We start from the raw sequence: 22,418 nt of genomic DNA on the forward strand, positions 1-22,418 counted from the left end.
GACAATGACGACCAAAGGAAATCTCCATGCGCACCACACGAAAAACAGCGCTGGCGGCGACACTCACCGCCGCAACACTCGCCGTACTGCTGTCGGCCTGCGGCGGCCCCTCGGCACCGCAGCCCGGGGCATCCGGTGCCGCAACAGGCGCAGCGAGCCTGATTCCCGACACGTCGGCCCTGCTCTCGGCCGTGAGCGCTGACGCCACGCTCGAGGCGCAGGTTCCGGCAGCCATCTCGGGCACGAAAGAGTTGAAGGTCGGCTCGTACGTGCAGTCGGCTCCGAACAACTTCTTCGCCGCCGACGGGTCGACCGTGATCGGCTCAGACCACGACATCATCACGGCCATCGCTGCCAAGCTCGGCCTGAAGACCACGTACTCGAACATGGACTTCGGCGCGCTCATCACGAGCCTGCAGTCGGGCCGCGTCGACGCGACCATCGCCGCCATGAACGACACGGCAGCCCGCCAGCAGACCATCGACTTCGTCGACTACCTCACCAGCGGCATCACCCTCATGGTGCAGAAGGGCAACCCGGCGAAGATCAGCAGCCCGGCCGACCTCTGCGGCAAGAACATCGCCGTGGTCACCGGAACAAGCCAGCAGACCTTTGCCGAAGACACCAGCGCGAAGTGCGTCACCGACGGCAAGACCGCCCTGAACATCACGGTGACCGACAGCGACAGCCAGAACCAGACGCAGCTGCGCACCGGCCGCATCGACGCGATCGTGAACGACCTGCCGAGCGCGGTGTACATCTCGAAGACGACGCAAGACGGTAACGCCTTCGAGGTCGTTCCCGGCGATGTGATCGACGGCGCGCCCTACGGCATCGGCGTCAACAAAGACAACGCGGCTCTCCGCGACGCCATGGCCAAAGCGCTCGACCAGCTGATCGACGACGGCACCTACGGCAAGATTCTGGATGCCTGGGGCATCTCCTCTGGCAAGGTCACCACTGCGGTTGTCAACGGCGGCAAGTGATGACAACCCCGTCGGTGCGCGAACTTATGCCCCAGGTGCGCCTGCGCCACTGGGGGCGGTGGGTCATCGCAGTCGTCATCCTGGTGATTCTCGGGGCGCTCGCCTACGGGGCCTCACAGGGTGACATCTCGTGGCGCGACATTCCGTACTACATCATCTCGCCGATCATTCTCACGGGGCTGGTCAACACGATCATCCTCGCGGTCGCGGCGCAGGTGGTTGCGGTTGTTCTCGGTGTGATCATCGCGCTCATGCGCATCTCTGAGAACCCGGTGGCGAAGTGGTTCGCGGCGGCCTACACCTGGCTGTTCCGCGGGCTACCCGTGCTGCTGCAGATTCTGCTCTGGTACAACCTCGCACTCATCTTTCCGCGGCTGCAGCTGGGCATCCCGTTCACCGACGTCGTATTCATCGACCTCTCGACGAACGCGGTCATGACCACGTTCGTGGCGGCCTTTCTCGGGTTGATGCTGAACGAGAGCGCCTACATGGCCGAGATCGTGCGGGCGGGCCTGAACAGCGTCGACCGCGGCCAGATCGAGGCGGCCCAGTCGATCGGCGAGACGCCGCTGCAACGCATGTGGCGCATCGTTCTGCCGCAGGCCATGCGGGTGATCATCCCGCCGACCGGAAACGACTTCATCAACATGCTGAAGGGCACCGCGATGGCCTCGGTCATCGGCTACGTGGAGCTGATCAGGGCGGCCAACAACATCGCCTCGTTCAACCTGCAGGTGATGGAGACGCTGATCGCCGCGGCCTTCTGGTACATGGTGATCGTGAGCGTTGCGAGTGTGGGCCAGTCGTACCTCGAGCGTTCGTTCGACCGCAGTGACCGCGCCAGGGGCGGCAGCGGCGGTTCGCGCCGGGCCCGGCGTCGCCTCGCCAGAGACCTGATGACCCCACCGCTCGTGAGGAGCCAGTCATGACCGATTCCCGAACCACCCGGCCCGTGCTCGACGCGGTGCGGGTGAGCAAGCACTACGGTTCGAACGAGGTGCTGAAAGATGTCTCGTTGCAGGTGGCTGCGGGCGAGGTGGTCTGCATCATCGGGCCTTCCGGCGCCGGCAAGTCGACGTTCCTCCGCTGCATCAACCGGCTCGAGGTGCCCGATGCGGGCGAAGTCTGGGTCGATGGTGAGGCGATGGGCTTCGAAGAGCGCGATGGAAAGCTCTACGAGCTGAGCGAGCGCCGCCTGTCGAAGCAGCGCGCCTCCACCGGCATGGTGTTTCAGCACTTCAACCTGTTTCCGCACCTCACCGTGCTCGGCAACGTCATGGAGGGGCCTGTGCGGGTGCAGAAGCGCCCGGCCGCGACCGTGAGGGCCGAAGCGCGTGCGGTTCTCGAACGGGTGGGTCTCGGCGACAAGATCGACAGCTACCCCAGCCAGCTCTCCGGCGGCCAGCGCCAGCGCGTGGCCATTGCCCGGGCGGTGGCGATGAAGCCGCTCTTTCTGCTGTTCGACGAACCGACGAGCGCGCTCGACCCCGAGCTGGTGGGCGAAGTGCTCACCGTCATGGCCGGGCTCGCCGCCGACGGTATGACCATGCTGGTGGTGACCCATGAGATGGGCTTCGCCCGCGAGGTGGCCGACCGCGTGGTGTTCATGGCCGACGGCGGCATCGTGGAACAGGGCACGGTCGACGAGGTGCTGCTGCACCCCCGTGAGGCGCGCACGCAGCGCTTTCTCGAGCGGGTGCTGGCGTGAGCGGGTTCGACACCTACCTGCGGAGCTTCGGCGAAGACGTCGGCTACCTGAACTTCGCGAGCTACGGGCCGCCCTCGCACGAGGTGGCGGCGACCGCCGAGACCCTCATGGCCACGGCCGTGCGCGGTGCGGTGGGGGCCAGCGACCGGATGCACGCCGAAGACCTACGCGCCCGTGCCGCCTTCGCCCGCCTCAGTGGGTTCGCGTTCGACGCTGTCTCTCTCATTCCGCACACCTCGCTCGGCCTCTTTCAGGTCGCGTTCGGAATCGACCGGGGCACCGTTCTCATTGGCCGCTCCGAATTTCCCGCGAACCTGTACCCGTGGCTCCGCGCCGCAGAGATCGGCCTGTCGCGGGCCCGACTCATCGGCGCGGTGGGGCAGAACATCACGCCGTCAGCGATCGCAGAGGCGCTGGCAGAGACACCCGACGTCACGGCCGTCACGGTGAGTGCCGTCGACTTCCGCTCGGGCTTTCGGGCCGATCTCGCCGGTATCCGTGAGGCCATCGGGCCCGACCGGCTGCTGATCGTCGACGCCATCCAGGGCTTCGGTATCGTCGAGATGCCCTGGTCGCTGGCCGACGCCCTCGTGGTGGGCGGCCAGAAGTGGCTGCGCGCTGGCTGGGGTGCCGGGGCGCTCGCGTTCTCCGGCGCCGGGCTCGAGCGTATCCGCCCGGTGCTCGGTGGGTGGACAGGAGTACTCGAACCTTCGCGCTACGACGGCGCCGAGCATCCGGTGCGCCCCGACGCCCTGCGCTTCGGCATCTCGAACCTCTCGCCGTTCGCGACCGGTTCGTTCGCCACGGCACTCGAACTCGTCGAGGCGGCGACGGTCAGCGCCATCGAGGCCCGCATTGCCGACGGGGTGGATGCCCTGCTCGACGCCCTCGACGACGCCGGCCTGCCCGCGGTATCGCCACGCGAACGCTCGCGCCGGGCCGGCATCGTGGCGCTTGCGCTGCCCGGCCGCGCCCCAGCGGCACACCGTGCGCTGGCGGAGCGCGGCATCACCACCACCCTGCACGGCGACGACCGCATCAGGCTCGCCGTTCACGCTACGACAGAGGCGACCGTCTTCGAGACGGTGGCCGAAACGCTAGGAGAATACGTATGACCGCACAGCCCGCCAGCACCTTCAGTGCCCCGCTCACCGCCATCAGCACGACGAACGCGCCCGGGGCAGTGGGCCCCTATTCACAGGCGGTTCGCACCGGCGACCTGCTGTTCGTCTCGGGCCAACTGCCCATCGACCCGGCCACCGGCGTCTTCGCCCTGGGCGGCATCGGTGCCGAGACCACGCAGTCGCTCCGGAACGCCGAGGCGATTCTGCTCGAGGCCGGTACGTCGCTCGATAACGTGGTGAAGACCACGGTGCTCGTCACAGACCTGGCCGACTTCGCCGAGATCAACGCGGCCTACGGCGCTGTCTTCACCGGCCCCGTGCAGCCCGCGCGCGCGGCCTATCAGGTGGCCGCGTTGCCGATGGGCGCGAGGGTCGAGGTCGAACTGGTCGCCGCGTGCCGGCCGGTCGACTCGGTCGAGGAGACCAGCAGGGCGTAGACCCGCTCGAGGCGCTCACGCCACCACACGTCTCGCTCGTCGCTTGCGAGTTGCTGCTGTACGAGCGACTCGTCGAGCAGCGGGCGTACGACGGCGATCGACCCGTTCACGGGGATCAACGGTTCGGCGGTGACATCGGCGGCCAGCAGGGCGGCCGTGGCCAGCCCGCAGTCGTATTCCAGATTCGGAATACATGCGGCGAGGTGGGCGCCCATGGCGATTCCGATCGAGGTGTCGAGAGCTGACGAGACCACCACGGGCAACCCGGCACGGCGAACGATGTCGAGGGCCGAATGGATGCCCCCGAGCGGCTGCGCCTTGATGACCAGCAGATCGGCGGCGCCCCGGCGGGCAACGTCGAGCGGATCATCCACCTTTCGCACACTCTCGTCTGCCGCCACCGGAATACCCATGTACTTCACGCGCTGGCGGATCTCCCACAGGTCGTCGACGCTGGCACACGGCTGTTCGACGTATTCGAGGTCGAACTCGGCCAGGGCGTGGATGGCGTGTTCTGCCTCGTCGACATTCCAGCCGCCGTTCGCGTCGAGCCTGATGCGGCCCTCGCTGCCGAGGTACTCGCGCGCCGCCCGCACGCGGGCGATGTCGTCGTCGAGGCTCTGGCCACGTTCGGCGACCTTCACCTTGATGGTGCGGCAGCCCGGGTAGCGATCGAGAACGGCACTCACGTCGGACTCGCCCACAGCGGGCAGGGTGGCGTTCACGGCAATGCGGTCGCGGAGGAGGTCGGGGGTGGGCTGCCATCCGAAGTCGATGGCACCGGCCAGCCACGCCACGGCCTCGGCATCGGAGTACTCGATGAACGGCGAGAACTCGGTTGCGCCTTCGGGGCCCCGCAGAATGACCGCTTCACGAACATCCACCCCCCGGAAGCGCGTGTTCAGCGGCAGAGAGACCACGCTCGCGAGTTCGAGCAGTTCTGTCAGCGTCGGCAGGGGGCGGTGCGTTTGGGCCATGACCCATTGTTGCGCGCCGAGCGCTGTTCTGTGCGCGCGTAGGCTTGGGGGATGGTCACACCAACGCCTTCTGTCTCTGAGATCTTCGACGCGGCCGAGTGGGTGGTCGCGCCCGGTGCCGAGGCGATGACCGACATCACGTACCACCACGACCTCGCCGGCCAGGTTGCCCGCATTGCGTTCAACAGGCCAGAGGTGCGTAACGCCTTTCGCCCGCATACCGTCGACGAGCTGTACCGTGCACTCGACGACGCCCGGCAGAATCCGCGCATCGGCGTCGTGCTGCTCACCGGCAACGGCCCAAGCCCGAAAGACGGCGGCTGGGCGTTCTGCAGCGGCGGTGACCAGCGCATCCGCGGGCGCGACGGTTACCAGTACGCACAAGTTGACGGCGCGGGGCTGAACGCGGCCAGCACCGGGAGGCTGCACATTCTCGAGGTGCAGCGGCTCATCAGGTTCATGCCGAAAGTCGTCATCGCAGTCGTTCCCGGTTGGGCCGCCGGCGGTGGGCACTCGTTGCACGTGGTCTGCGACCTCACCATTGCGAGCGAAGAGCACGGCAAGTTCAAGCAGACCGACGCCGACGTCGGCTCGTTCGACGCGGGGTACGGCAGCGCGTACTTCGCCCGGCAGATCGGGCAGAAGAACGCCCGCGAGGTGTTCTTTCTCGCCCGGGAGTACAGTGCGCAGCGGGCGTACGAGATGGGCGCTGTGAACGCGGTGGTGCCGCACGCGTCACTCGAGAAAGAAGCGCTCGAGTGGGCGCGCACCATTCTCACGAAGTCGCCCACGGCCATCCGGATGCTCAAATTCGCCTTCAACGCGGTCGACGACGGCCTCGTGGGGCAGCAGGTCTTCGCCGGCGAGGCCACCCGTCTCGCATACGGCACCGACGAGGCCGTCGAGGGCCGCGACTCCTTCCTCGAGAAGCGGGCCCCCGACTGGTCGCCGTACCCGTACCACTACTGACCCGCCGCGCTTCTGGCGGGTGTGGGTGCGGGATACGCAGGCGGGCGGGCGAGGAGCTTAGGGTTGGGAGATGACGAGGCGACTTGAGGTGCTCAGCGCGGGTGACGCAGGCGCGGTGGGGGTGGCCCTGAGGGCCGCGCTCAGCGGAGCAGGGCCGGCCGTGCTGCCGCGCGAACCCGTGGCTCCGGCCGGGTCGAGGCACAGTTCTCTGGCCACATCGGTGCCAGCCGTGGTGCGCGGGGCAGAGGTGCCGGCCACCGTGCCGCAGAACGTGGCGCTCGTCATCGAGACTTCTGGTACATCGGGTGTGCCCAAACGCGTGGCGCTCAGCCCCGACGCGCTGCTGGCCAGCGCGGCCGCCGTCGAAGGCGAGCTGGGCGGAGCCGGGCAGTGGCTGCTGGCGCTGCCGACGCACTACATCGCGGGCGCGCAGGTGCTCATCCGCTCCATCGTGGCGGGCACCGATCCCGTCGTCATGCCCGGCGGCCACTTCGGCGCCCGCGCCTTCGCCGCGCTCGTCGATGAACTCGACGCCCCCCTGAAGTTCTCCTCCATCGTGCCGGCTCAGCTTGCCCGGCTGGTCGACGCGGCCGAAGACGACGACACGGTTCGCGATTCGCTGCGGCGACTGGATGCCCTGCTGATCGGCGGGCAAGCCGTACCTGCAGCGCTCTTCACCCGCGCAACCGATCTGGGCCTCAGCGTGAAGCGCACGTACGGGTCGAGCGAGACCAGTGGCGGGTGTGTCTACGACGGGCACCCGATCGGCCGCACCCTGGCCCGGGTCACCGGCGGCGAACTCGAACTGGCGGGCCCGATGCTCGCAGAGGGCTACCTCGGCGATGATGAGTTGACCGAGCGCAAGTTCTACACCGATGCCGGCCACCGCTGGTATCGCACCGCCGACAGCGGCGAGGTGAGCGACGCGGGTGTCGCCGTGACCGGGCGCATCGACAACGTCATCATCTCGGGCGGTATCAAGGTCGCGATCGACCGGGTCGAACGGGTCGTGCAGTCGCACGCCGGCTTCCACACGGCGATCGTTGTTGCGCAGCCGAGCGAGCAGTGGGGGCAGACCTCGGTGGTGGTCACCAGTGAACCGTTCGATGACGGGGCACTCCGGATGCTCCAGGGCGCCGTCACCGACGCGGCCGGCCGGGCCGCGGCTCCCTCGGGCATCGTGCTGCTCGACCGCATCCCCACCCTGAGCTCAGGAAAGCCCGATCGGCTGGCGGTGGCGCGAACGCTCGCGGCCCGTTCGGCTGGCGCTCGGTAGAATCTTCTGGTGGCGCAAACCAAACGCAAGAAGTCGGGTCACCCGGCCGGTAAGAAACAGCACACCAACCCGAACCGGCTCACCAAGCCGACGCCGGCGATGTGGGTCGCGGGCGCACGCATCCGCACCCTGCCGCTGGCCATCGCGCCCGTCGCGCTCGGTACCGGTGCTGCTGCTGCGCCGCCGTTCCTCGGCAGCGACATCAACTGGGGCCTCGTTCTGCTGAGCCTCGCCGTGGCGTTGTTTCTGCAGATCGGCGTCAACTACTCGAACGACTACTCCGACGGCGTGCGCGGTACCGACGAGTTCCGCGTGGGGCCGCCGCGCCTCACCGGGTCTGGTGTCGCCAACCCCAAGCGGGTGTTGGCCGTGGCGCTGGTGTTCTTCGCCCTCGGTGCGGCCGCAGGCGTCGCGATCGTGGTCATCACCGGGCAGTACTGGCTGCTGATACCGGGCGGCATCGCCATTGCCGCCGCCTACTTCTACACCGGTGGCAAGCATCCATACGGCTACTACGGGCTCGGCGAAGTGTTCGTCTTCATCTTCTTCGGGCTGGTGGCCACGGTCGGCACCACGTACATTCTCACCGAGAGCTTCAACTTCGAGAGCCTGTATGCGGGTGTCGCCGCGGGGGCCATTGCGTGTGCGGTGCTGATGGCCAACAACATCCGCGACATCGAGCAAGACAGGGTGGCGAAGAAGCGCACTCTGGCCGTGCTGCTGGGGCAGCGCGGGTCGCGTATCGCGTTCGTGGTCTTCCTGGCGGTCGCCTATGCGGTGCTGTTGCTGCTTTCGTTCCTGTTTCCGCTGGCGCCGCTGGTGTTCTTCACGCTGCTGCTGGCGCTGCCGGCCTGTCTCATCGTGCTGACCGCGAAGACCCCGAAAGAGCTGATTCTGGCGCTCAAGCTGACCAGCTTCACCGGGCTCCTGTTCGGTGTGGGGCTGGCGTTGGCGCTGGCGTACTAGCCGTCATCAAGCGCAGCAGTTCCTCTCCGGCCAGAATGCCGCGGCTGACCGTGACGGTGAGGTTGTCGGCGACGTAGCCGGCATCGTGCAATTCACCGTGCGCCGGTCTGAATGCCAGATCGGCCTGTTCGAGCATCGGTGCGTCGAGCAGCGAGTCGCCAGCCGCGAGCACCGTCGAGGTGCCGGTGCGACGCCGAACCTCGGCCACTGCCTCGCCTTTGGTCACGCAGTCGGGAACGCAGTAGAGCTTGCGGCCCTGCACGGAGACGGTCCATCCGCGGGCGGCGTTCGCTGCCGTCAGGTCGTCGAGCCAGGCTTCCGGCATGAGGTCACGATCGACGATCGCGTAGACGAAGAGGTCTTCGGCGTTGGCGGTTCTGGCTATCCACGGCGCGGTGGTCGCGTCGCCGAGCAACGCCGTCACCTCGGCGAGGGGCGCGGCCGCGGCGGCCAGGCGTCGGCGTACGGCGGAGCTCCACGCCGCATCCATCGCCCCATCGACAAGCAGGACTCCGCCATTCGTCGTCACGGCATAGCGGGGTTCGGGGCCGGCCAGCCGCACCCGCCGGTACTGGGCGACCGTGCGGGTGGTGACCGGTACGAACTCAGTGGTCGTACGCAGCTGCAGCAGCAGGCTTTCGGATGCCCGGGTCATGAACGAGATCGGCACGCCCTCGTAGAGCTCGCTCACGATCATCCGGGGCGCATCGGCGTCTGCCGTGTCGAGCCAGAACGCTCTGGGCGAGTAGATGAGGGTGCGGTCGAGGTCGCACGCGACCACGGCGCGGGGTGCGCGCGGGCCAGGCTCGTGGTTCACAGGTCGGCTCCCGTGCCGCTGGCGAGCGGGTTGATCAGCCCGACGCAGCTGTACGGCAGATCGGCGACCTCTTCGACCGGCACGCCTCGTTGCGCGGCGAGCAGCAGCACATGTGCGATGTCGTTCTGGGCACCCGACCGCACCAGCACCTTCCATGGCACGCGGCGCAGCAGCACGCGGGTGGTTTCGCCGACGCCCGGCTTCACGAGGTTGATGTTGTCGATGCCGTAGCGGGCGCTGATCTGCTCGACCGCCGCCCAGCCGGCCCACGACGGGGTCGGGCGCTCGCCGGTGGCCGCGTACCCGCCCGCGGCCCGCACGCCAGCCGCGACCTCCTCGGCCACACCCGCGGCGCCGAACTCTGCGCAGACCGCATCAAGAAACGCGTCTGAGACGTCGTTGTCGCGCAACCCGTCGTAGAACTTGGCACCGTGAAAGTCGTTCTCGCCGATCAGCTCTCGATTGAACACCGTTCGCGAGACCAGCCCTGACACCGTCGAATTGAGGCACGCCGACGGAATCAGAAAGTCGTCACGCGTGCCGTAGATCTCCACGCAGTGCCCCGGGTCTGCGAGCACCGCCAGCTCGGTGCCGAACGTCGCACCATCGGTCACGGCGAACAGCTCGAGCGCCGCGCTGAGTTCGCGGGCGATGGCGCCTTTGCCGGTCCAGCCGTCGAGGAACATGACCTGTGCGGGGTTGTGGTGCGCTCTGAGGTAGCGAAGCGCGTTCTGGTCGAGACCCACCCCGCGCACGATACTCATCGTGTAGTGCGGCAGGTCTGCGCCGTGCATCCGTGCCGCCCACCGCTTGATCAGAATGCCGATCGGCGTTCCGGCGCGCGCAAGCGACACCAGTACGGGCTGGCCGTCACGGGCTTCGAGCACCAGTTCGGTCACCACGCCGACGGCCACGGCCAGACGCCGGGCCGACCGCAGCAGCGCCTCCTCGTACAGCTGCTGGTACTCGGGCGAGGGCACGTATTCGACGGGCAGCGTCTCGGCGTAGTTCGTCTTTCCGCTCTGGATGCTCTGCTCCCGTTCAGCGGCCGGAGCCTCCAACCGCGCATCCCCCAGGTCTTTCAGCAGCCACACAACATCGTCGGCGCTGTACGAGCCGAACGCGGGCCCGGTGAGCGGAACAGGAAGGGGCGGGGCGGGGGTGGCTGAGGTCACGGGCGGGCTGTCTCCTCGGAGTGGGCGGGTGCGGGGTCGGCTGCGCGGTGAGGTTCAGCGTCGGATACGGGGTGCAGTGCACTTTCTGGCGACGACGTGAGCAGCGCGACGATCACGTGGTCGCACACCCGGCGGAGCGCCTCGGCCACACCGTCGGCGGCGAGCATCCGGTGTCGGTCGGCCTCAGGTTCGGGCAAAAAGACGATGGTGTCGAACCGCCGGCCCGCGCGTGTGAGGTTGTAGGCGAACCTCGGGCCGAACCCATCGCTGGTCAGGTCGTGGCTCTCAAAGGTGACGGCGCTCGCGATGGCATAGTCGGGCCGGTCGAGCGGTGCGATGGGGGAGCGCGTGGTCGTCGAGAAGTGGATGCTGGACGGACTCGTGACGACGTCGGGCGGGCTCGATGCGAGATGGTCTGCGACGGCGAGGGGGAGCGCAATGAACTCTTCAGAGCCGAGCAGGAGAGTGCGTGTGCCCGCGAGCAGGGGGAGAAGTTTCGCCGCAATGGCCGCGGCTGCGTCGTCGTGCATGCCTGGCCGTGCATCCACGCCGAATCGGGCGTTCTCCAGACTCGCGACCGCCCCGTGGCTCTCACCCGCGGCGTTGAGTACCGTCACTTCTCCGCTTCCGGGCGTCACGGCGCCGGGCGAGAGGGCAGCGAGCACGGCCGCGGCCCGGGCAGAGACGTCGGGCGGCAGCTCGATCGAACCGAAGCCGAGCGCCACGACGGCGATCGAGGTGTGCAGCGACTCGGCGAGGGCATCGAAACGTCGTCGGTCGGCCTCCGAACGCAGGTCGATGAGCGACGCCACGACCCAGCGCGACTGCGGCACGGCCGCGTGCAGTGCCCGAATGGTGTTCACAATGGTGGTGCCCGTGCTCAGCTCGTCGTCGACCAACACCACGGTTCCTCCGGGCTTCAGCCAGTCGGGCCGCGCCGGGTAGAGCTGGTGACTCGTGGCGTGCGAGTGCTCCTCTTCGAACCCCGCGAACGGCACCCGGTCGCCCGCCGCGTGCCGAGTCGAATGGATGTAGTACGCCCCAATCGTCTCGGCAACACGCTGCCCGAGCCCGGTGGCGGTTTCGGCGTACCCGATCGTGGTGACCTCCGGATGCTCGACTCGCGCCTCGGCCACGTCGGCCCTCAGCGACGCCAGCTCCGCGCCATCGTGATTCCCGTCGGCAGGCGGCCGCAGCAGCGCTGACAGCCGGTCGTAGAGCGGCCGCGGCGGCGGGGCGCCGTCGAGTTCGGCGGCGACGAGCAGCCCGAGCAGCTCGGCGGCGACGATGGCGAGCCCTGGCACCGTGGGAACGTGTTTCGCGAGCACGTTCGATACGAGCAGCTGGGCTCGCCGGGGGTTCTGGCGAAGCGCGACTCCGACGAGCAGTTCGACGGGCACGAGGCTCCGCCGGGCATCCGAGACGACCCGGATGCCCACCTCTCGCTCGGCGAACGCGCTCGTCGAGGCGGCGGGTGTCTGGGGCTCGCCGGTCATCGCATACTCGTTTCGAGCAGGTCGACGAAGGTGGTGCTCTCGGCGGCGACACCGAAGGCATCGGCGCGCAGCAGTGTCTTCTCTGCCCAGGCCTGATGGGGCTTCATCTCGTTCATCTTGTTGCGGTAGGGCGACGCGCTCGCTCCACCACCGACGTTACCGGCGATCGACAGGGCGTCGAGGTACTCTTCGTGGCTGACGACGGAGAGGGCGTGCACGACCGGCACGTGCGTCGGGTGGATGACCGTTTTGCCGAGCAGACCGTTGGCTTGGTCGAGCGAGATCTCGCGAATGAGCCCGTCGAGGCCGCCGAGCATGAGGCGTTTGCGGAGCTCGGGCTCGTTCGCGTCGACGAAGGGCGTGAGGCGCAACTGCGGCCGCAGCATGCGCTCAGAGGTGTCGAAGTGCTCCCAGACGGGCCCGGTGATGACGAATCGATCGGAGGGTCGGCCGAGAACGTTCACGATGTCGGCGATCACAGCCGAGACCACTTTGACGTCGTAGACCGTCAGCTCGCGCGAGCGGCGGAGCCCGAACACGCTCGACAGGTCGGTGGCGCCGATGCGCACGGCGAGAATGTCGTCGCGGTGCTTCTGCAGAACGTCGACGATGCCAGAGAGCGCGCACGTGCGGGTCTCGGTGTGCACCATCGACGGCGATTCGAGAATCGGCATGATGCGAAGCCGCCGGCCGCCGCCGGCGCCCGACTGCTCGTACTGCTCGTGGATCTGATGCAGCGCAGCGAAGAACCGGTCGGCGTAGCCCGTATCGTTCTCGAACTTCGGAATCACGAAACCGCTGAGCAGGCCGAGGGCCGGCCCGCAGAGCTCGGCCATGCGAAGCATCTGCTCTGGAGTGCGCACGCGGATGAACAGCAGCGGCAGGTCGGCCGTGGCTGTTTCGTCGGCAGGCCCGTCGCCCGGCCGACGGCCAGTCTGCTCGAGCAGGCTCTGCAGCGCAGTGGCGACGTTCGTCTCGGCAAAGGTCACCGCCGAATCGGCGATCGAGTCTTCGAGGCACAGCACCATGCTGATGCAGCCGCGTGCGGCCTGTTTTCTCACATCGGCGGCGATCGCTGGTCGGTCGCCCGGGCAGTAGAGCGTTGCGCCGAGCGCCGCGGCGAGCAGGTCGGGCGGCGAAGCGATGTGCAGTTGCTGCGGGAGCCGGTGAAAGAGCGTGCCCGCTTCGGCCTCGCTGACCGAGCTGAAATGGCGCACGGCCTACCTCATCCGGGGTTGGCGTGGGTCGACATGGGCGGTCAGCTGGTAGCCGAATTCACGGTGCAGTTCTGCCGGGGTGAGCCCGCGGGCAACCGGCTCGGCGCGGAGTTCGATGAAGGCGTTCACCCGCAGCAGGGTGAGCGCGAGCATCCGGGAGCCGGCTGCAGTGCCGGTCGCTGCGCCTGTCGCCGCGCCTGCGGGCGGTGCGTCGGCTGGCACGGTGAAGCTCGAGCCGTCGAAGAGTTGAATGCCGAGCGGTTCTGATCCGTTGCCCACGAAGAGTGCGCGGCGAAGTTCGTGCAGGTGTCGCAGCGCCACGATCGCGTCGCCGTCGTCGAAGCCGACGAGGGCCCGGTTTCCGCCGGTCATGACGCTGGTGCCCACCGATTCGAGAGCGCTCGACGTCAGGGTGAGCGCGCCGGTCACGCGGGTGCTGCTCTCCCACGCGATGGCGTAGGCGCCGGAGACGATGAGGCTGCCGATGGCCGAGCGCCGGGCATCCAGTCTCAGCACCGGATGCTCGCCACCGAGCTCGCGAACCTCGTCGATCGTCGGGGCGGTGAAGGGTTCTGGCTGGCGCGGTCGGCTGGGGCGCCGGTTGGATGCCAGCGCCGTGGCTGAGCTGACGGGAGCGCCGAGAGACAACCCGCGACTCGGTGAGGCGGTGTCGGTCGACCGCGTCGAAACCGGTTCGGCGGCGGCGTTCTCCGGCCCCGCGGGCGTGACCCGCCGCCGCAGGTAGGGCAGGTCGCGGCGCACGGCCGCGGTGTTCAGCGCCACGGCCTAGAGCTCGATCTGGTAGTCGCGCGCCACCCCGGTGAGGCCGTTGGCGTAGCCCTGGCCGATGGCGCGAAACTTCCAGTCGGCGCGGTGCCGGTACAGCTCACCGAACAGCATCGCGTGTACGGTGCGGTTTTCGGTGAGCGGCACATCGAAGCGCACGAGTTCACGGCCGTCACTGGTCGCCACGCGAACGTAGGCCGAGCGCACGGCCGAGAAGTCGGCGGCGCCCCGAACATCGGGATCGACGTAGACAAGAAATGCGATCTTCTCGACGGCCTCAGGAACGAGCCCGAGGTCGACGTCGATCTCTTCGATGTCTGAGGTGTCGACGAACTGCACAGACCCGTCACGGCTCTCGAGCTGGTTGAAGAAGACAAGATGGTCGTTCGAGAGGGCCTTGTCGCTCGCATCGCACATGATGGCGAGCGGCACGAGCTCGGCGCGTGGCCCACGGCTCGGGATGACCTCCCATCCGAAAGCGACGACCACCTGTTGCAGGCCGGGGTTCTCTGCCGTGAGAGCCGCATTTGCCCCCGGAATGAGCGTCGCCATCAGCGACCGCCCAAGGTGAGGCCCGCATCGGGGGCCTGAAACTTGTCGGCCAGAAACCGGCCGTGGGTCGACAGCTCTTCGATCGCCCCGATGCGCACCTGGTTGAGCATGTCGCGCACGGTTTCTTCGAGGAGGCCGAGCTGTTCGGCAAACAGCCTGGTGGCATCGGAACCGTCAGCCCGATCGCCCTCGGGCAGGGCGAGAAAGGCATGCAGTGGCGTGGGAATGTAGTCGCGAACCATCGCCTCGAGCAGTACCCGTTGCTCGGTCGACGCGCCCTGCGACGCAATCGTGAGGGTGAGGTTCTGCAGCAGGTCGCCGATCTGGCCGAGGCGCGACGACAGCACAGTGGGCAGCTCCCGACCGGCCCGCCGCACCGAGTTTCGCAACTCGGCAAGAGCCCGGGCCGTCTGGCCGTCTTCGCTCTGCTCATACTCGGCGAGGGCGCCAGCAGCGAGCCCGCTCTCTTCTGCGGGCAGGCCGTCGCCGGGCGCGACAATCGCCGTCGGCGAGGGGGCGCCGAACAGCGAATTCACGAAGCGGCCGAACGTCATCGTGTCACCTCAGCGAACTTCCCCCTGCTCGCCCTGCCGGCTGCGTTCGAGGTAGGGCTTCGCGCGCTGGATGCCCGTCTCGAGTGCCGCCACGGTGCCTTCCATGTTCTTGGCTGCCGAGGCGCGGAAGGTGTCGATCGCATCCATCGTCTGAAAGACGTTGTCGAACGCCTTCTGCAGCGTTTCGACGCTCACCCCTGAGGTGCTCGCCTGCTGCTGGATGCGCACGGTCTGGTCTTTCAACATCTCGGAGGTCTTCAGGATCATGTTGTTCGTGGTGGTGTTGATCGCGTCGATCTGGTCGAGCACCATCTTCTGGTTCGCCAGCGCCTGAGCCACGATGACGGCCGTGCGGAGCGCGGCAATGGTGGTGGTGCGGGCGCGATCGACGCCCTTGATCAGCTCGAGGTTGTTCTTGCGGATGAGATCCATGGCGAGGTAGCCCTGCACCGAAACTGCCAGCTGGGTCAAGATGTCCTGGTGGCGCTGCCGAATGGGGAACAGCACGTCGGCTTCGAGCTTCTGCGCCTCGTCGACCTGGCCAGAGGCTCGGCTGGCTGCGATCTTGTCGACGGTCGCGGCATCCAGAGCCTTGGCGAACACAGCGTACTCGCTGAGTGCCTGCATGGTCTCCCAGAGCTGTACTTTCTCCCCGGCGAGCGACGCGTTGTCTTTCAGCAGCTCGTCTTGCCCGGCCATCAGCGACTTGATGATCTTGTCGAGCTGCGTCTGCGCCGACTCGTACTTCTGAAAGTAGCGCGCCAGCTTGTTGCCACCAGGGATGAAGCCGAGAATCTTGCGCCCGACACCCAGGTCGGCCGCGTTCGGCGTGAGCTCTTCGACCGTGGTGCGGAGGTCGCCGAGGGTGTTGGCCACGGTGATCTGCGCGCTGTTGCCGCTGCGCTTCGCGCCCGCCACCGAGGTGGAGGAGCGCTCGAGCATGCGCGACGAGTACACGCCCGACTTCACCATGTCGGCGCCGCCGATCTGGGAGATGCCCTCGACCTTGGTCTGGAACTCAGGGCTGCGAGGGTCGAGGGCGCTGACCTCGGCCACGAACTCCCGCGCCTGGCGGGCGATGTCGCTCTGGCGCTCGGCCGCGACGGGAACCATGCCCGGCGCCTCGTCTGCCTCGACGAGGGCGGGTGCATCCGGTGCCCGCAGCACAAGAGTCGCCTGAGCGACCTCGTTGTCATCGGGCGGGGTGAGAGGTGTACTCATGAGAGCCTTCCTAATCCAGCTGTACGCCGAAGTCGTTCGCGATGCCGGCGAGCCCGGTGGTGTAGCCCTGGCCGACGGCCTTGAACTTCCATTCGGCGCCGTTGCGGTAGACCTCGGCGAAGACCATGGCGGTTTCGGGGGCGGCGTCTTCGCTCAGGTCGAAGCGCACGATCTCCTGGCCGTCTTGGTCGACGACGCGGCAGTATGCGGCGCGAACCTGGCCGAAGTTCTGGCGGCGCTCGTCTGCCTGGTCGATCGACACGGCGATGATGATGCGCTGCACATCGGCCGCGACGCTTCGCAGATCGATGTTGATCTGCTCGTCGTCGCCGTCGCCCTCGCCCGTGCGATTGTCGCCCATGTGCTTGACCGACTCGTCGGGGGTGGCCGGCTGGTTGTAGAAGATGAAGTCGGCGGATGAGCGTACTTTGCCGCTTGCGCCCAGAAGGAGCGCTGACGCGTCGAGGTCGAACTGCTCGCCGCTGGTGGTGCGCGGATCCCAGCCGAGGCCGACCGTGGCGATGGTGAGCCCGGGGCTGGTCTTGGTGAGCGAGAGGTTGTTGCCCTTGGCGAGAGTGAGTCCTGCCATGTGTATCAGTGCTCCTTGTTGTGTGTTTCGATTCAGGGTTTAGCTAGTTCAAAGTTTTAGCTGGTTCAGCGATTTAGCTAGTTCAGCGTTTCAGCTAGTTCAAAGTTTTAGCTGGCTCAAAGCGCTTTGGCTGCGGGCCCCAGCAGGTCCATCACCGAGCGGCCGTTGGCACGCTCGCCGATCGCCTTGAAGCTCCAGCCCGCACCTTCGCGGGAGACCTTCGACATGATCATCGCGGTGTGCGTGCCCGAGTCGGTGAGCTGGTAGCGTGCCACCTCGGGTGCGCCTGCGACAGAGTCGTCGACCACCCGGCTGAAGGCGTTCTCGACCTTGTCGAACGACTGCTGGGTGTAGCTCGAGATGACGAAGACGATCTGCGAGACCGCGGCCGAAACCTTCGAGAGGTCGACCAGGATGGTCTCGTCGTCGCCGTCGCCGGCGCCCGTCAGGTTGTCGCCCGTGTGTGTCGCCGAGCCGTCTTTGCTCGCCAGCTGCTGGAACCAGACGGTGTCGAGCACGCGGCCCGACGCATCGAAGAAGATGGCTGACGCGTCGAGGTCGATCTCCTCTGCGGCTTTCGCCCGGCCGAACAGGCCGCGCTTGACCGGGGCTGCGCTGTCCCAGCCGAGCCCGAGGCGGATTTTCGTGAGGGCCCCGCCACCCTGTTTCGTCAGTGAAAGCGACTGGCCTTTTTGCAAGCTCAGACCCATGATGTGTTCTCCTTGTGTTGTGCATTCGGAGCGTTGAGGTACTCCCCCACGCTAGAGGATACGACGTTATTTTGCGTTCTGGCCGCGCAATTCGTGCGCCTTACCGAGCAGCTCGATCAGCTCGTCGTCTTCGGCCGCTTTCGCGCTGTACTTGGTCGGCAGCGTCTTGATGGCCGCCTCGCGAGCCAGCATGCGGTTGTACGTCTTGTCGCGTGCGGCTGTGTCGTTGTCGAAGTCGTGCTCGACGAACTTCTTCGCCTGGATGCGGGCATCACTGATGACAGTGTTCGCCTTGCCGGCCGGGCTGAAGAGAGAAGCCAGAACGGTGATGGCGAGAACTCCGATGATCACGATCAGCGAGAGCTCGGTGCTGATCTCGAACACCGGAATGTGCTGCCCGCCGTTCAGGAAGGGCAGGTTGTTCTCGTGCAACGCGTGCAGTACCAGCTTCACGCCGATGAAGGCGAGAATCGTGGCGAGACCGTAGCTGAGGAAGATCAGACGGTCGAGTAGCCCGTCGATGAGAAAGAACAGCTGGCGGAGCCCCATCAGCGAGAACGCCGTGGCGGTGAACACGATGTAGGTGTTCTGGGTGAGACCGAAGATGGCCGGTACAGAGTCGAGCGCGAACAGCAGGTCTGTTCCGCCGATGGCAACCATGACGAGCAGCATCGGGGTGAGAACCTTCTTGCCGTTCTCGAGGGTGAAGAATCTGTCGCCGTCGTACCGCTCGGTGGTGTGGAACAGTCGCTTTGCGAGTCGGATGATGACGTTGTCGGCGTCATCGCCCTCTGACTCGGGGCGCAGCAGCTTGATGGCGGTGAAGATGAGGAACCCGCCGAACAGGTAGAACAGCCACGCGAAGGAGTTGATGGCCGCGGCACCGATGAAGATGAACCCGGTGCGGGCGATCAGCGCGAAGACGATGCCGAAGAGCAGCACCTTCTGCTGGTCGGCGCGCGGTACCCGGAAGCTCGCGATGATGATCAGAAAGACGAAGAGGTTGTCGACTGACAATGCCTTCTCGGTGATGTACCCCGCGAAGTATTCGGTACCGAGGGTCTGCCCCCCGAACATCAGCAGGCCGACGCCGAACAGGATGGCGATGCCCACGTAGATGGCCGACCACTTGGCGGCCTCCTTCAGAGTGGGCTCATGAGCTTTTCGTACGTGAACGAAGAAGTCGAAGGCGAGCAGGGCCAGAATACCGACGACGGTGAGCAGCCAGACATAACCGGGGATTTCCATGAGAGACGTTTCTCCTCGTGAGCGAGACGGTGCGGGTGAAGGGGAGGGGGTAATTTAGTTGGTGTGCTCCCACTATATTAGTTGGATTGATCCAACCAAACCAACAACGTGGTTAGACAGGTTATGTTCAGGTATGGCTGAAGACGGTATGGAGCCCGCCGAGACGGTCGAGCCCGTCAATGTGGGTGAGTCGATCGAATCGACACTCGCGCTCATCCAGCGGTGGTCGACGAGGGCAGACAACCGCCGCACGCTGCACGACGCCGAGGGCGCCGCACTCTCGAGTACCGACGCCTGGCTCCTCGAACGCCTCGTCGGCTCCAAGCCGACCCGCATGTCACGGCTCGCCGAGTGGTTGAGCGTCGACAAGTCGACGATGACCACAGAGATCAGGCGCCTCGAAGCGGCGGGCCTCGTCGTGCGCGAGCCCGACCCGGCCGATCGGCGAGCCGTGCTCGTGACCGCAACCGCTGCGGGCAGAGTGGCGATCGAGCGGCACCGCCGCATCGCGCAGGAGGTCTACAACACCCTCGTCGGCAAATGGAACGAGGAGGATCGCGCAGACTTTTCGCGCCTGCTACAGCGGTTCAGTGACGAGCTCTCGTGGGTCACCGACGCGGTCTGGCGGCACAACGAATCGCTCTGACCCGAATCACTTCTGCGGAGCATCCAGATCGGAGGCATCAACCACGGTGTCTTCGTTCTCTTCGTCAGAGCCCGCCTTCTCCGGCAGACGCTTGGCCTGCTTGGCCTCACCGTGACGTGCTTCGTAGAGGCCTTCAGCCAGCTGCTCGCGGGGCTTCCGCAGAAAGATGTACGAGGCGCAGAGCGAAATGACGGCCGCAACCGCTGCCGCAATGAAGGGTGTCATCTGGGTCAGGAGAAGGGCTGCGAGCACCACGGCGAAGATGCCGAGGCGAATCAGCGTATAGACCAGCCACGTGCGTCCAGTTTTCACATGCACAGTTTATGCGACCGGTTCTGATCACTCGCTGTAAGGCTGCTCTGCACATAGTTGACACCGGCCGCGAGGGCATATTCAAGGCGTAAGGTTTGTGCATGGCTCGTCTCCTGGTTGGTCTTGTCGCGATTGCGGTGGCTTTCTACGTGTACGCGCTCGTCGACTGCCTGCTGTTCGCGCGAGTGCGTGTACGAGGGCTGCCCAAAGTGGCATGGGTGCTCATCGTGCTGCTGTTCCCGGTCATCGGTGGGGTGTTGTGGTTCTTGATCGGTCGCGGGCGAAAGAGCGCCGGCAAGCAGCCCGTGTATCGCACGGTCGGCCCCGACGACGACCCCGAGTTTCTGGGCGCTCTCCGCGTCGACCCGGTGTCTGAGGCGCAGCTGCGCGACCTCGAGCAAGCCCTCGCCGACGTCGATGACGACCCCGACAACAAGAAGTCCGACAACGGCAGATCAGAGCGGTGACGGCCGGTCATCAACCTGGTGCGGCTGAATCGGGCGCATCGGCGGGTGCGGGTTCGGGTGCGTCACCTGTGCGCGAGTCTGTTGTCAGCCCTGCGGCCGACTTCGCCGTCGCACTGCTCCGCGAATTCGTCTCGCTCGGCGTGACCGACGCGGTACTGACCCCCGGGTCGCGCTCGCAGGGGCTGGCTCTCGCACTCGCCGCGTTCGACAGTGCACGCATGCTCGACCTCCAGGTGCGCATCGATGAACGTTCGGCAGCCTTCACTGCTCTCGGCCTCGGGGTTGAGACCGGGCATCCGGCAATCGTCGTTACAACGTCGGGAACGGCCGTCGCCAACCTTCTGCCTGCCGTGCTCGAGGCCAGCCACTCGGGCGTTCCGATGCTGCTGCTGACCTCTGACCGCCCGAGCGATGCGCGCGGCACCGGCGGCAACCAGACCACGTGGCAGCCCGGCCTCTTCGGCCGTTTTGTGCGTCTGGCGGTCGACGTGGATGCTCCCACCGGCGACCCCGCCGAGCCCCGCCGTGCTGCCGACCTCGCCCGCGCCGCGGTGGATGCGGCCCTCGGTACCCACACCGGCACCCCCGGGCCGGTGCACCTTAACCTGCAGTTTCGAGAGCCGCTGTCGGGGCCGATGCCCGCCCTCTCGGCGTTGTCGGAGCCGTTGTCGGTGCAGGTGCAGCCGTCGGTGCCGGTGCAGGTGCCGGTGCAGGTGCGATTGCCTGCTGACGTCGCGGCCGCCGAACTCGTTGCTCCTGCCGCGCTCAGCGCCCCCATCGAACTGCCGCGCGGCCCCCGCACTGTTGTCGTGGCCGGTCACGGCGCCGGACCCGCCGCCGAAGAGCTGGCCCACCAGGGCGGCTGGCCGCTGCTCGCCGAAGCATCGAGCGGATCCCGCTACGGCCGCAACCTTGTCATCGCCTACCGCGAGCTGCTGAACGACCCGGGCCTCGGCGGCCTCGTGCAGCGCGTCATCGTGTTCGGGCACCCGACACTCTCGCGTGAGGTTCCGGCCCTCTCCCTGCGCGACGGCGTCGAAACCATCGTCGTGACCCCGGCGGCGCTCGCGCTCTCCTCGCCGGCCACTGCCCGCGAGCGGTTCGCAATCGCGCCCGAACCCGGCGGTGAGCCCGCCGCGCCCGAACCCGCGCTGACACTCTCGCACCTTGCCGCATCCGCACCCGGCGGTGAGCCCGCCGCGCTCAAACCCGCGCTGACACTCTCGCACCTTGCCGCATCCGAACCCGCGTCCGCCGTCCCTCCCGACGTGTACAACCCGGGTCACCGCGTCACCACTTTCCTCACCGAGGCCAGCGTTCCGCCCGCCACCGGCGACGTGCTCGACGCCGAACGCGAATGGCTGCGATCGTGGGTGCTGACCAGCCGTTCCATCGTCGATGCACAGAGCGACGACGTGGCACCCCCCAACGTCGAAGCTGCCCGATCACCGAACATCGCCGATCGCCGCGACTACCGCGTCACCGAACTGGCCGCGCTCCGCACCCCGATCAGCCGCCGGATGCTCGGGCTCGCCGTCTGGCGGGCCACCTGGCCGCACGACCGTCTGATCCTCGGCGCCTCTCGCTTGATTCGTGACCTCGACCGCGCCGCCCCCGGCAAGAAGATCACCGTGCACGCCAATCGCGGCCTCGCCGGAATCGACGGCACCATCGCCACCGCCACCGGCATCGCCCTGGCCAGCCAGCGCTCACGCTTTCCGGGCGTAAAGGCCACCGCCACCGCCACCGCCGCCGCCAGAACAGCCACCGCCAGCGGAGTCGGCGTCACCCGGGTGCTGCTCGGCGACCTCACCCTGCTGCACGACGTGGGGAGCATGCTGTTCGGTGCGGGGGAGCGGCGACCGCGCATCCAGCTGATCGTCGCCAACGACCAGGGTGGAACGATCTTCGACACCCTCGAGGTGGCCGCGACCGCCGATCGAACTGCCTTTGACCGTGTGATGATCACGCCACACACCGCCGACCTCGAGGCGCTCGCGAAGGCGTACGGCTGGCACTACACCCGCGCCACCACCCGCGCCGAACTCGACGCCGCCCTCACGGCCCCCGTCTCCGGCCCTACCCTGCTCGAAGTCCCCCTGCAGCGCTGACCCGCACACCGGCGCGCTTCGCGTCGACCAGCACACCGACGCGCTTCGCGTCGACGCGAAGATGGGGGGCTCGG

Annotated in this window: 24 protein-coding genes; 11 read left to right on the forward strand and 13 right to left on the reverse strand. The window is 67.2% G+C overall.

Annotated features, from left to right (window positions below):
- Nucleotides 1–26 precede the first annotated feature (26 nt).
- The 5 genes from QN358_RS05660 to QN358_RS05680 are packed head-to-tail and all read left to right on the forward strand — an operon-like array spanning nt 27 to nt 4,255.
- Nucleotides 27–986, forward strand: a complete 960-nt coding sequence (locus tag QN358_RS05660; protein WP_323511824.1) for an ABC transporter substrate-binding protein — start codon at nt 27–29, stop codon at nt 984–986.
- Nucleotides 986–1,915 (forward strand): amino acid ABC transporter permease, encoded by a 930-nt coding sequence (locus tag QN358_RS05665; RefSeq protein ID WP_136641237.1) that lies wholly within the window; start codon nt 986–988, stop codon nt 1,913–1,915. Before QN358_RS05660 ends, QN358_RS05665 begins: the two co-directional genes overlap by 1 nt.
- On the forward strand, nt 1,912–2,694 hold the full coding sequence (locus QN358_RS05670; protein ID WP_136641236.1) for an amino acid ABC transporter ATP-binding protein: 783 nt from the start codon (nt 1,912–1,914) through the stop codon (nt 2,692–2,694). Before QN358_RS05665 ends, QN358_RS05670 begins: the two co-directional genes overlap by 4 nt.
- On the forward strand, nt 2,691–3,809 hold the full coding sequence (locus tag QN358_RS05675) for an aminotransferase class V-fold PLP-dependent enzyme (protein WP_201799232.1): 1,119 nt from the start codon (nt 2,691–2,693) through the stop codon (nt 3,807–3,809). Before QN358_RS05670 ends, QN358_RS05675 begins: the two co-directional genes overlap by 4 nt.
- Complete coding sequence (locus QN358_RS05680; protein WP_136641235.1) at nt 3,806–4,255, forward strand: Rid family detoxifying hydrolase; 450 nt, start codon at nt 3,806–3,808, stop codon at nt 4,253–4,255. The genes QN358_RS05675 and QN358_RS05680 overlap by 4 nt, the downstream gene beginning before the upstream one ends.
- Here the strand turns inward: QN358_RS05680 and QN358_RS05685 are convergent.
- On the reverse strand, nt 4,159–5,232 hold the full coding sequence (locus QN358_RS05685; RefSeq protein WP_323511825.1) for an o-succinylbenzoate synthase: 1,074 nt from the start codon (nt 5,230–5,232) through the stop codon (nt 4,159–4,161). The genes QN358_RS05680 and QN358_RS05685 overlap by 97 nt on opposite strands.
- A gap of 51 nt (nt 5,233–5,283) precedes the next feature.
- Between QN358_RS05685 and QN358_RS05690 the strand changes: the two genes are divergently transcribed.
- The 3 genes from QN358_RS05690 (at nt 5,284) to QN358_RS05700 (ending at nt 8,443) form a co-directional block, all read left to right on the forward strand.
- Entirely contained in the window at nt 5,284–6,201 is a 918-nt protein-coding gene (locus tag QN358_RS05690; protein WP_323511826.1) for a 1,4-dihydroxy-2-naphthoyl-CoA synthase, read from the forward strand.
- A 70-nt stretch (nt 6,202–6,271) separates the two neighbouring features.
- The gene (locus QN358_RS05695) at nt 6,272–7,477 is read left to right on the forward strand and encodes an AMP-binding protein (protein WP_323511827.1); all 1,206 of its coding nucleotides are present in this window, start codon (nt 6,272–6,274) and stop codon (nt 7,475–7,477) included.
- A gap of 9 nt (nt 7,478–7,486) precedes the next feature.
- Nucleotides 7,487–8,443 (forward strand): 1,4-dihydroxy-2-naphthoate polyprenyltransferase, encoded by a 957-nt coding sequence (locus QN358_RS05700; RefSeq protein ID WP_323511828.1) that lies wholly within the window; start codon nt 7,487–7,489, stop codon nt 8,441–8,443.
- On the opposite strand, the gene QN358_RS05705 is transcribed toward QN358_RS05700, so the two are convergent.
- From QN358_RS05705 to QN358_RS05755, 11 genes are all read right to left on the reverse strand, one after another.
- Nucleotides 8,394–9,260, reverse strand: coding sequence for an HAD family hydrolase (locus QN358_RS05705; protein ID WP_323511829.1), 867 nt, complete (start codon nt 9,258–9,260; stop codon nt 8,394–8,396). The genes QN358_RS05700 and QN358_RS05705 overlap by 50 nt on opposite strands.
- Nucleotides 9,257–10,435, reverse strand: coding sequence for a cysteine protease StiP family protein (locus QN358_RS05710; RefSeq protein ID WP_136641230.1), 1,179 nt, complete (start codon nt 10,433–10,435; stop codon nt 9,257–9,259). Before QN358_RS05710 ends, QN358_RS05705 begins: the two co-directional genes overlap by 4 nt.
- Entirely contained in the window at nt 10,432–11,931 is a 1,500-nt protein-coding gene (locus tag QN358_RS05715) for a phosphoribosyltransferase domain-containing protein (RefSeq protein ID WP_323511830.1), read from the reverse strand. Before QN358_RS05715 ends, QN358_RS05710 begins: the two co-directional genes overlap by 4 nt.
- Complete coding sequence (locus QN358_RS05720) at nt 11,928–13,148, reverse strand: HpcH/HpaI aldolase/citrate lyase family protein (protein WP_136641228.1); 1,221 nt, start codon at nt 13,146–13,148, stop codon at nt 11,928–11,930. Before QN358_RS05720 ends, QN358_RS05715 begins: the two co-directional genes overlap by 4 nt.
- Nucleotides 13,149–13,151: 3 nt before the next feature.
- Nucleotides 13,152–13,931, reverse strand: a complete 780-nt coding sequence (locus QN358_RS05725) for a hypothetical protein (RefSeq protein WP_136641227.1) — start codon at nt 13,929–13,931, stop codon at nt 13,152–13,154.
- 3 nt (nt 13,932–13,934) lie between these two features.
- Nucleotides 13,935–14,486 carry a TerD family protein gene (locus QN358_RS05730; protein ID WP_323511831.1) on the reverse strand — a complete coding sequence of 184 codons (552 nt, stop codon included), beginning with the start codon at nt 14,484–14,486 and terminating at the stop codon, nt 13,935–13,937.
- Nucleotides 14,486–15,040, reverse strand: coding sequence for a hypothetical protein (locus QN358_RS05735; protein WP_136641225.1), 555 nt, complete (start codon nt 15,038–15,040; stop codon nt 14,486–14,488). Before QN358_RS05735 ends, QN358_RS05730 begins: the two co-directional genes overlap by 1 nt.
- 9 nt (nt 15,041–15,049) lie before the next feature.
- Nucleotides 15,050–16,261: a toxic anion resistance protein gene (locus QN358_RS05740; RefSeq protein ID WP_323511832.1), complete on the reverse strand. Its 1,212-nt coding sequence runs from the start codon at nt 16,259–16,261 to the stop codon at nt 15,050–15,052.
- 10 nt (nt 16,262–16,271) lie between these two features.
- Nucleotides 16,272–16,850 (reverse strand): TerD family protein, encoded by a 579-nt coding sequence (locus QN358_RS05745; protein WP_136641223.1) that lies wholly within the window; start codon nt 16,848–16,850, stop codon nt 16,272–16,274.
- Between the two features lie 116 nt (nt 16,851–16,966).
- Nucleotides 16,967–17,560 (reverse strand): TerD family protein, encoded by a 594-nt coding sequence (locus tag QN358_RS05750; protein ID WP_136641222.1) that lies wholly within the window; start codon nt 17,558–17,560, stop codon nt 16,967–16,969.
- A 66-nt stretch (nt 17,561–17,626) separates the two neighbouring features.
- Nucleotides 17,627–18,808 carry a TerC family protein gene (locus QN358_RS05755; RefSeq protein ID WP_136641221.1) on the reverse strand — a complete coding sequence of 394 codons (1,182 nt, stop codon included), beginning with the start codon at nt 18,806–18,808 and terminating at the stop codon, nt 17,627–17,629.
- Nucleotides 18,809–18,941: 133 nt separating this feature from the next.
- Between QN358_RS05755 and QN358_RS05760 the strand changes: the two genes are divergently transcribed.
- Nucleotides 18,942–19,454 (forward strand): MarR family winged helix-turn-helix transcriptional regulator, encoded by a 513-nt coding sequence (locus QN358_RS05760; RefSeq protein WP_136641220.1) that lies wholly within the window; start codon nt 18,942–18,944, stop codon nt 19,452–19,454.
- 6 nt (nt 19,455–19,460) lie between these two features.
- Here QN358_RS05760 and QN358_RS05765 read toward each other — a convergent pair whose 3' ends face one another.
- Entirely contained in the window at nt 19,461–19,766 is a 306-nt protein-coding gene (locus QN358_RS05765) for a DUF4229 domain-containing protein (protein ID WP_161580361.1), read from the reverse strand.
- A 101-nt stretch (nt 19,767–19,867) separates the two neighbouring features.
- Between QN358_RS05765 and QN358_RS05770 the strand changes: the two genes are divergently transcribed.
- Nucleotides 19,868–20,233, forward strand: a complete 366-nt coding sequence (locus tag QN358_RS05770) for a PLD nuclease N-terminal domain-containing protein (protein ID WP_136641218.1) — start codon at nt 19,868–19,870, stop codon at nt 20,231–20,233.
- 68 nt (nt 20,234–20,301) lie between these two features.
- Nucleotides 20,302–22,344, forward strand: a complete 2,043-nt coding sequence (gene menD / locus QN358_RS05775) for a 2-succinyl-5-enolpyruvyl-6-hydroxy-3-cyclohexene-1-carboxylic-acid synthase (protein WP_323511833.1) — start codon at nt 20,302–20,304, stop codon at nt 22,342–22,344.
- The last annotated feature ends 74 nt before the right edge of the window (nt 22,345–22,418 follow it).

The organism is Subtercola sp. RTI3, assembly GCF_035018625.1.
GTDB lineage: Bacteria > Actinomycetota > Actinomycetes > Actinomycetales > Microbacteriaceae > Subtercola > Subtercola vilae.

Coding starts and splice junctions, on each gene's coding strand:
- QN358_RS05740 (WP_323511832.1), bottom strand. CDS start 16,261: ATGAGTACACCTCTCACCCCGCCCGATGACAACGAGGTCGCTCAGGCG.
- QN358_RS05715 (WP_323511830.1), bottom strand. CDS start 11,931: ATGACCGGCGAGCCCCAGACACCCGCCGCCTCGACGAGCGCGTTCGCC.
- QN358_RS05665 (WP_136641237.1), top strand. CDS start 986: ATGACAACCCCGTCGGTGCGCGAACTTATGCCCCAGGTGCGCCTGCGC.
- QN358_RS05745 (WP_136641223.1), bottom strand. CDS start 16,850: ATGGCAGGACTCACTCTCGCCAAGGGCAACAACCTCTCGCTCACCAAG.
- QN358_RS05685 (WP_323511825.1), bottom strand. CDS start 5,232: ATGGCCCAAACGCACCGCCCCCTGCCGACGCTGACAGAACTGCTCGAA.
- QN358_RS05735 (WP_136641225.1), bottom strand. CDS start 15,040: ATGACGTTCGGCCGCTTCGTGAATTCGCTGTTCGGCGCCCCCTCGCCG.
- QN358_RS05755 (WP_136641221.1), bottom strand. CDS start 18,808: ATGGAAATCCCCGGTTATGTCTGGCTGCTCACCGTCGTCGGTATTCTG.
- QN358_RS05760 (WP_136641220.1), top strand. CDS start 18,942: ATGGCTGAAGACGGTATGGAGCCCGCCGAGACGGTCGAGCCCGTCAAT.
- QN358_RS05680 (WP_136641235.1), top strand. CDS start 3,806: ATGACCGCACAGCCCGCCAGCACCTTCAGTGCCCCGCTCACCGCCATC.
- QN358_RS05750 (WP_136641222.1), bottom strand. CDS start 17,560: ATGGGTCTGAGCTTGCAAAAAGGCCAGTCGCTTTCACTGACGAAACAG.
- QN358_RS05730 (WP_323511831.1), bottom strand. CDS start 14,486: ATGGCGACGCTCATTCCGGGGGCAAATGCGGCTCTCACGGCAGAGAAC.
- QN358_RS05670 (WP_136641236.1), top strand. CDS start 1,912: ATGACCGATTCCCGAACCACCCGGCCCGTGCTCGACGCGGTGCGGGTG.
- QN358_RS05690 (WP_323511826.1), top strand. CDS start 5,284: ATGGTCACACCAACGCCTTCTGTCTCTGAGATCTTCGACGCGGCCGAG.
- QN358_RS05695 (WP_323511827.1), top strand. CDS start 6,272: ATGACGAGGCGACTTGAGGTGCTCAGCGCGGGTGACGCAGGCGCGGTG.
- QN358_RS05660 (WP_323511824.1), top strand. CDS start 27: ATGCGCACCACACGAAAAACAGCGCTGGCGGCGACACTCACCGCCGCA.
- QN358_RS05770 (WP_136641218.1), top strand. CDS start 19,868: ATGGCTCGTCTCCTGGTTGGTCTTGTCGCGATTGCGGTGGCTTTCTAC.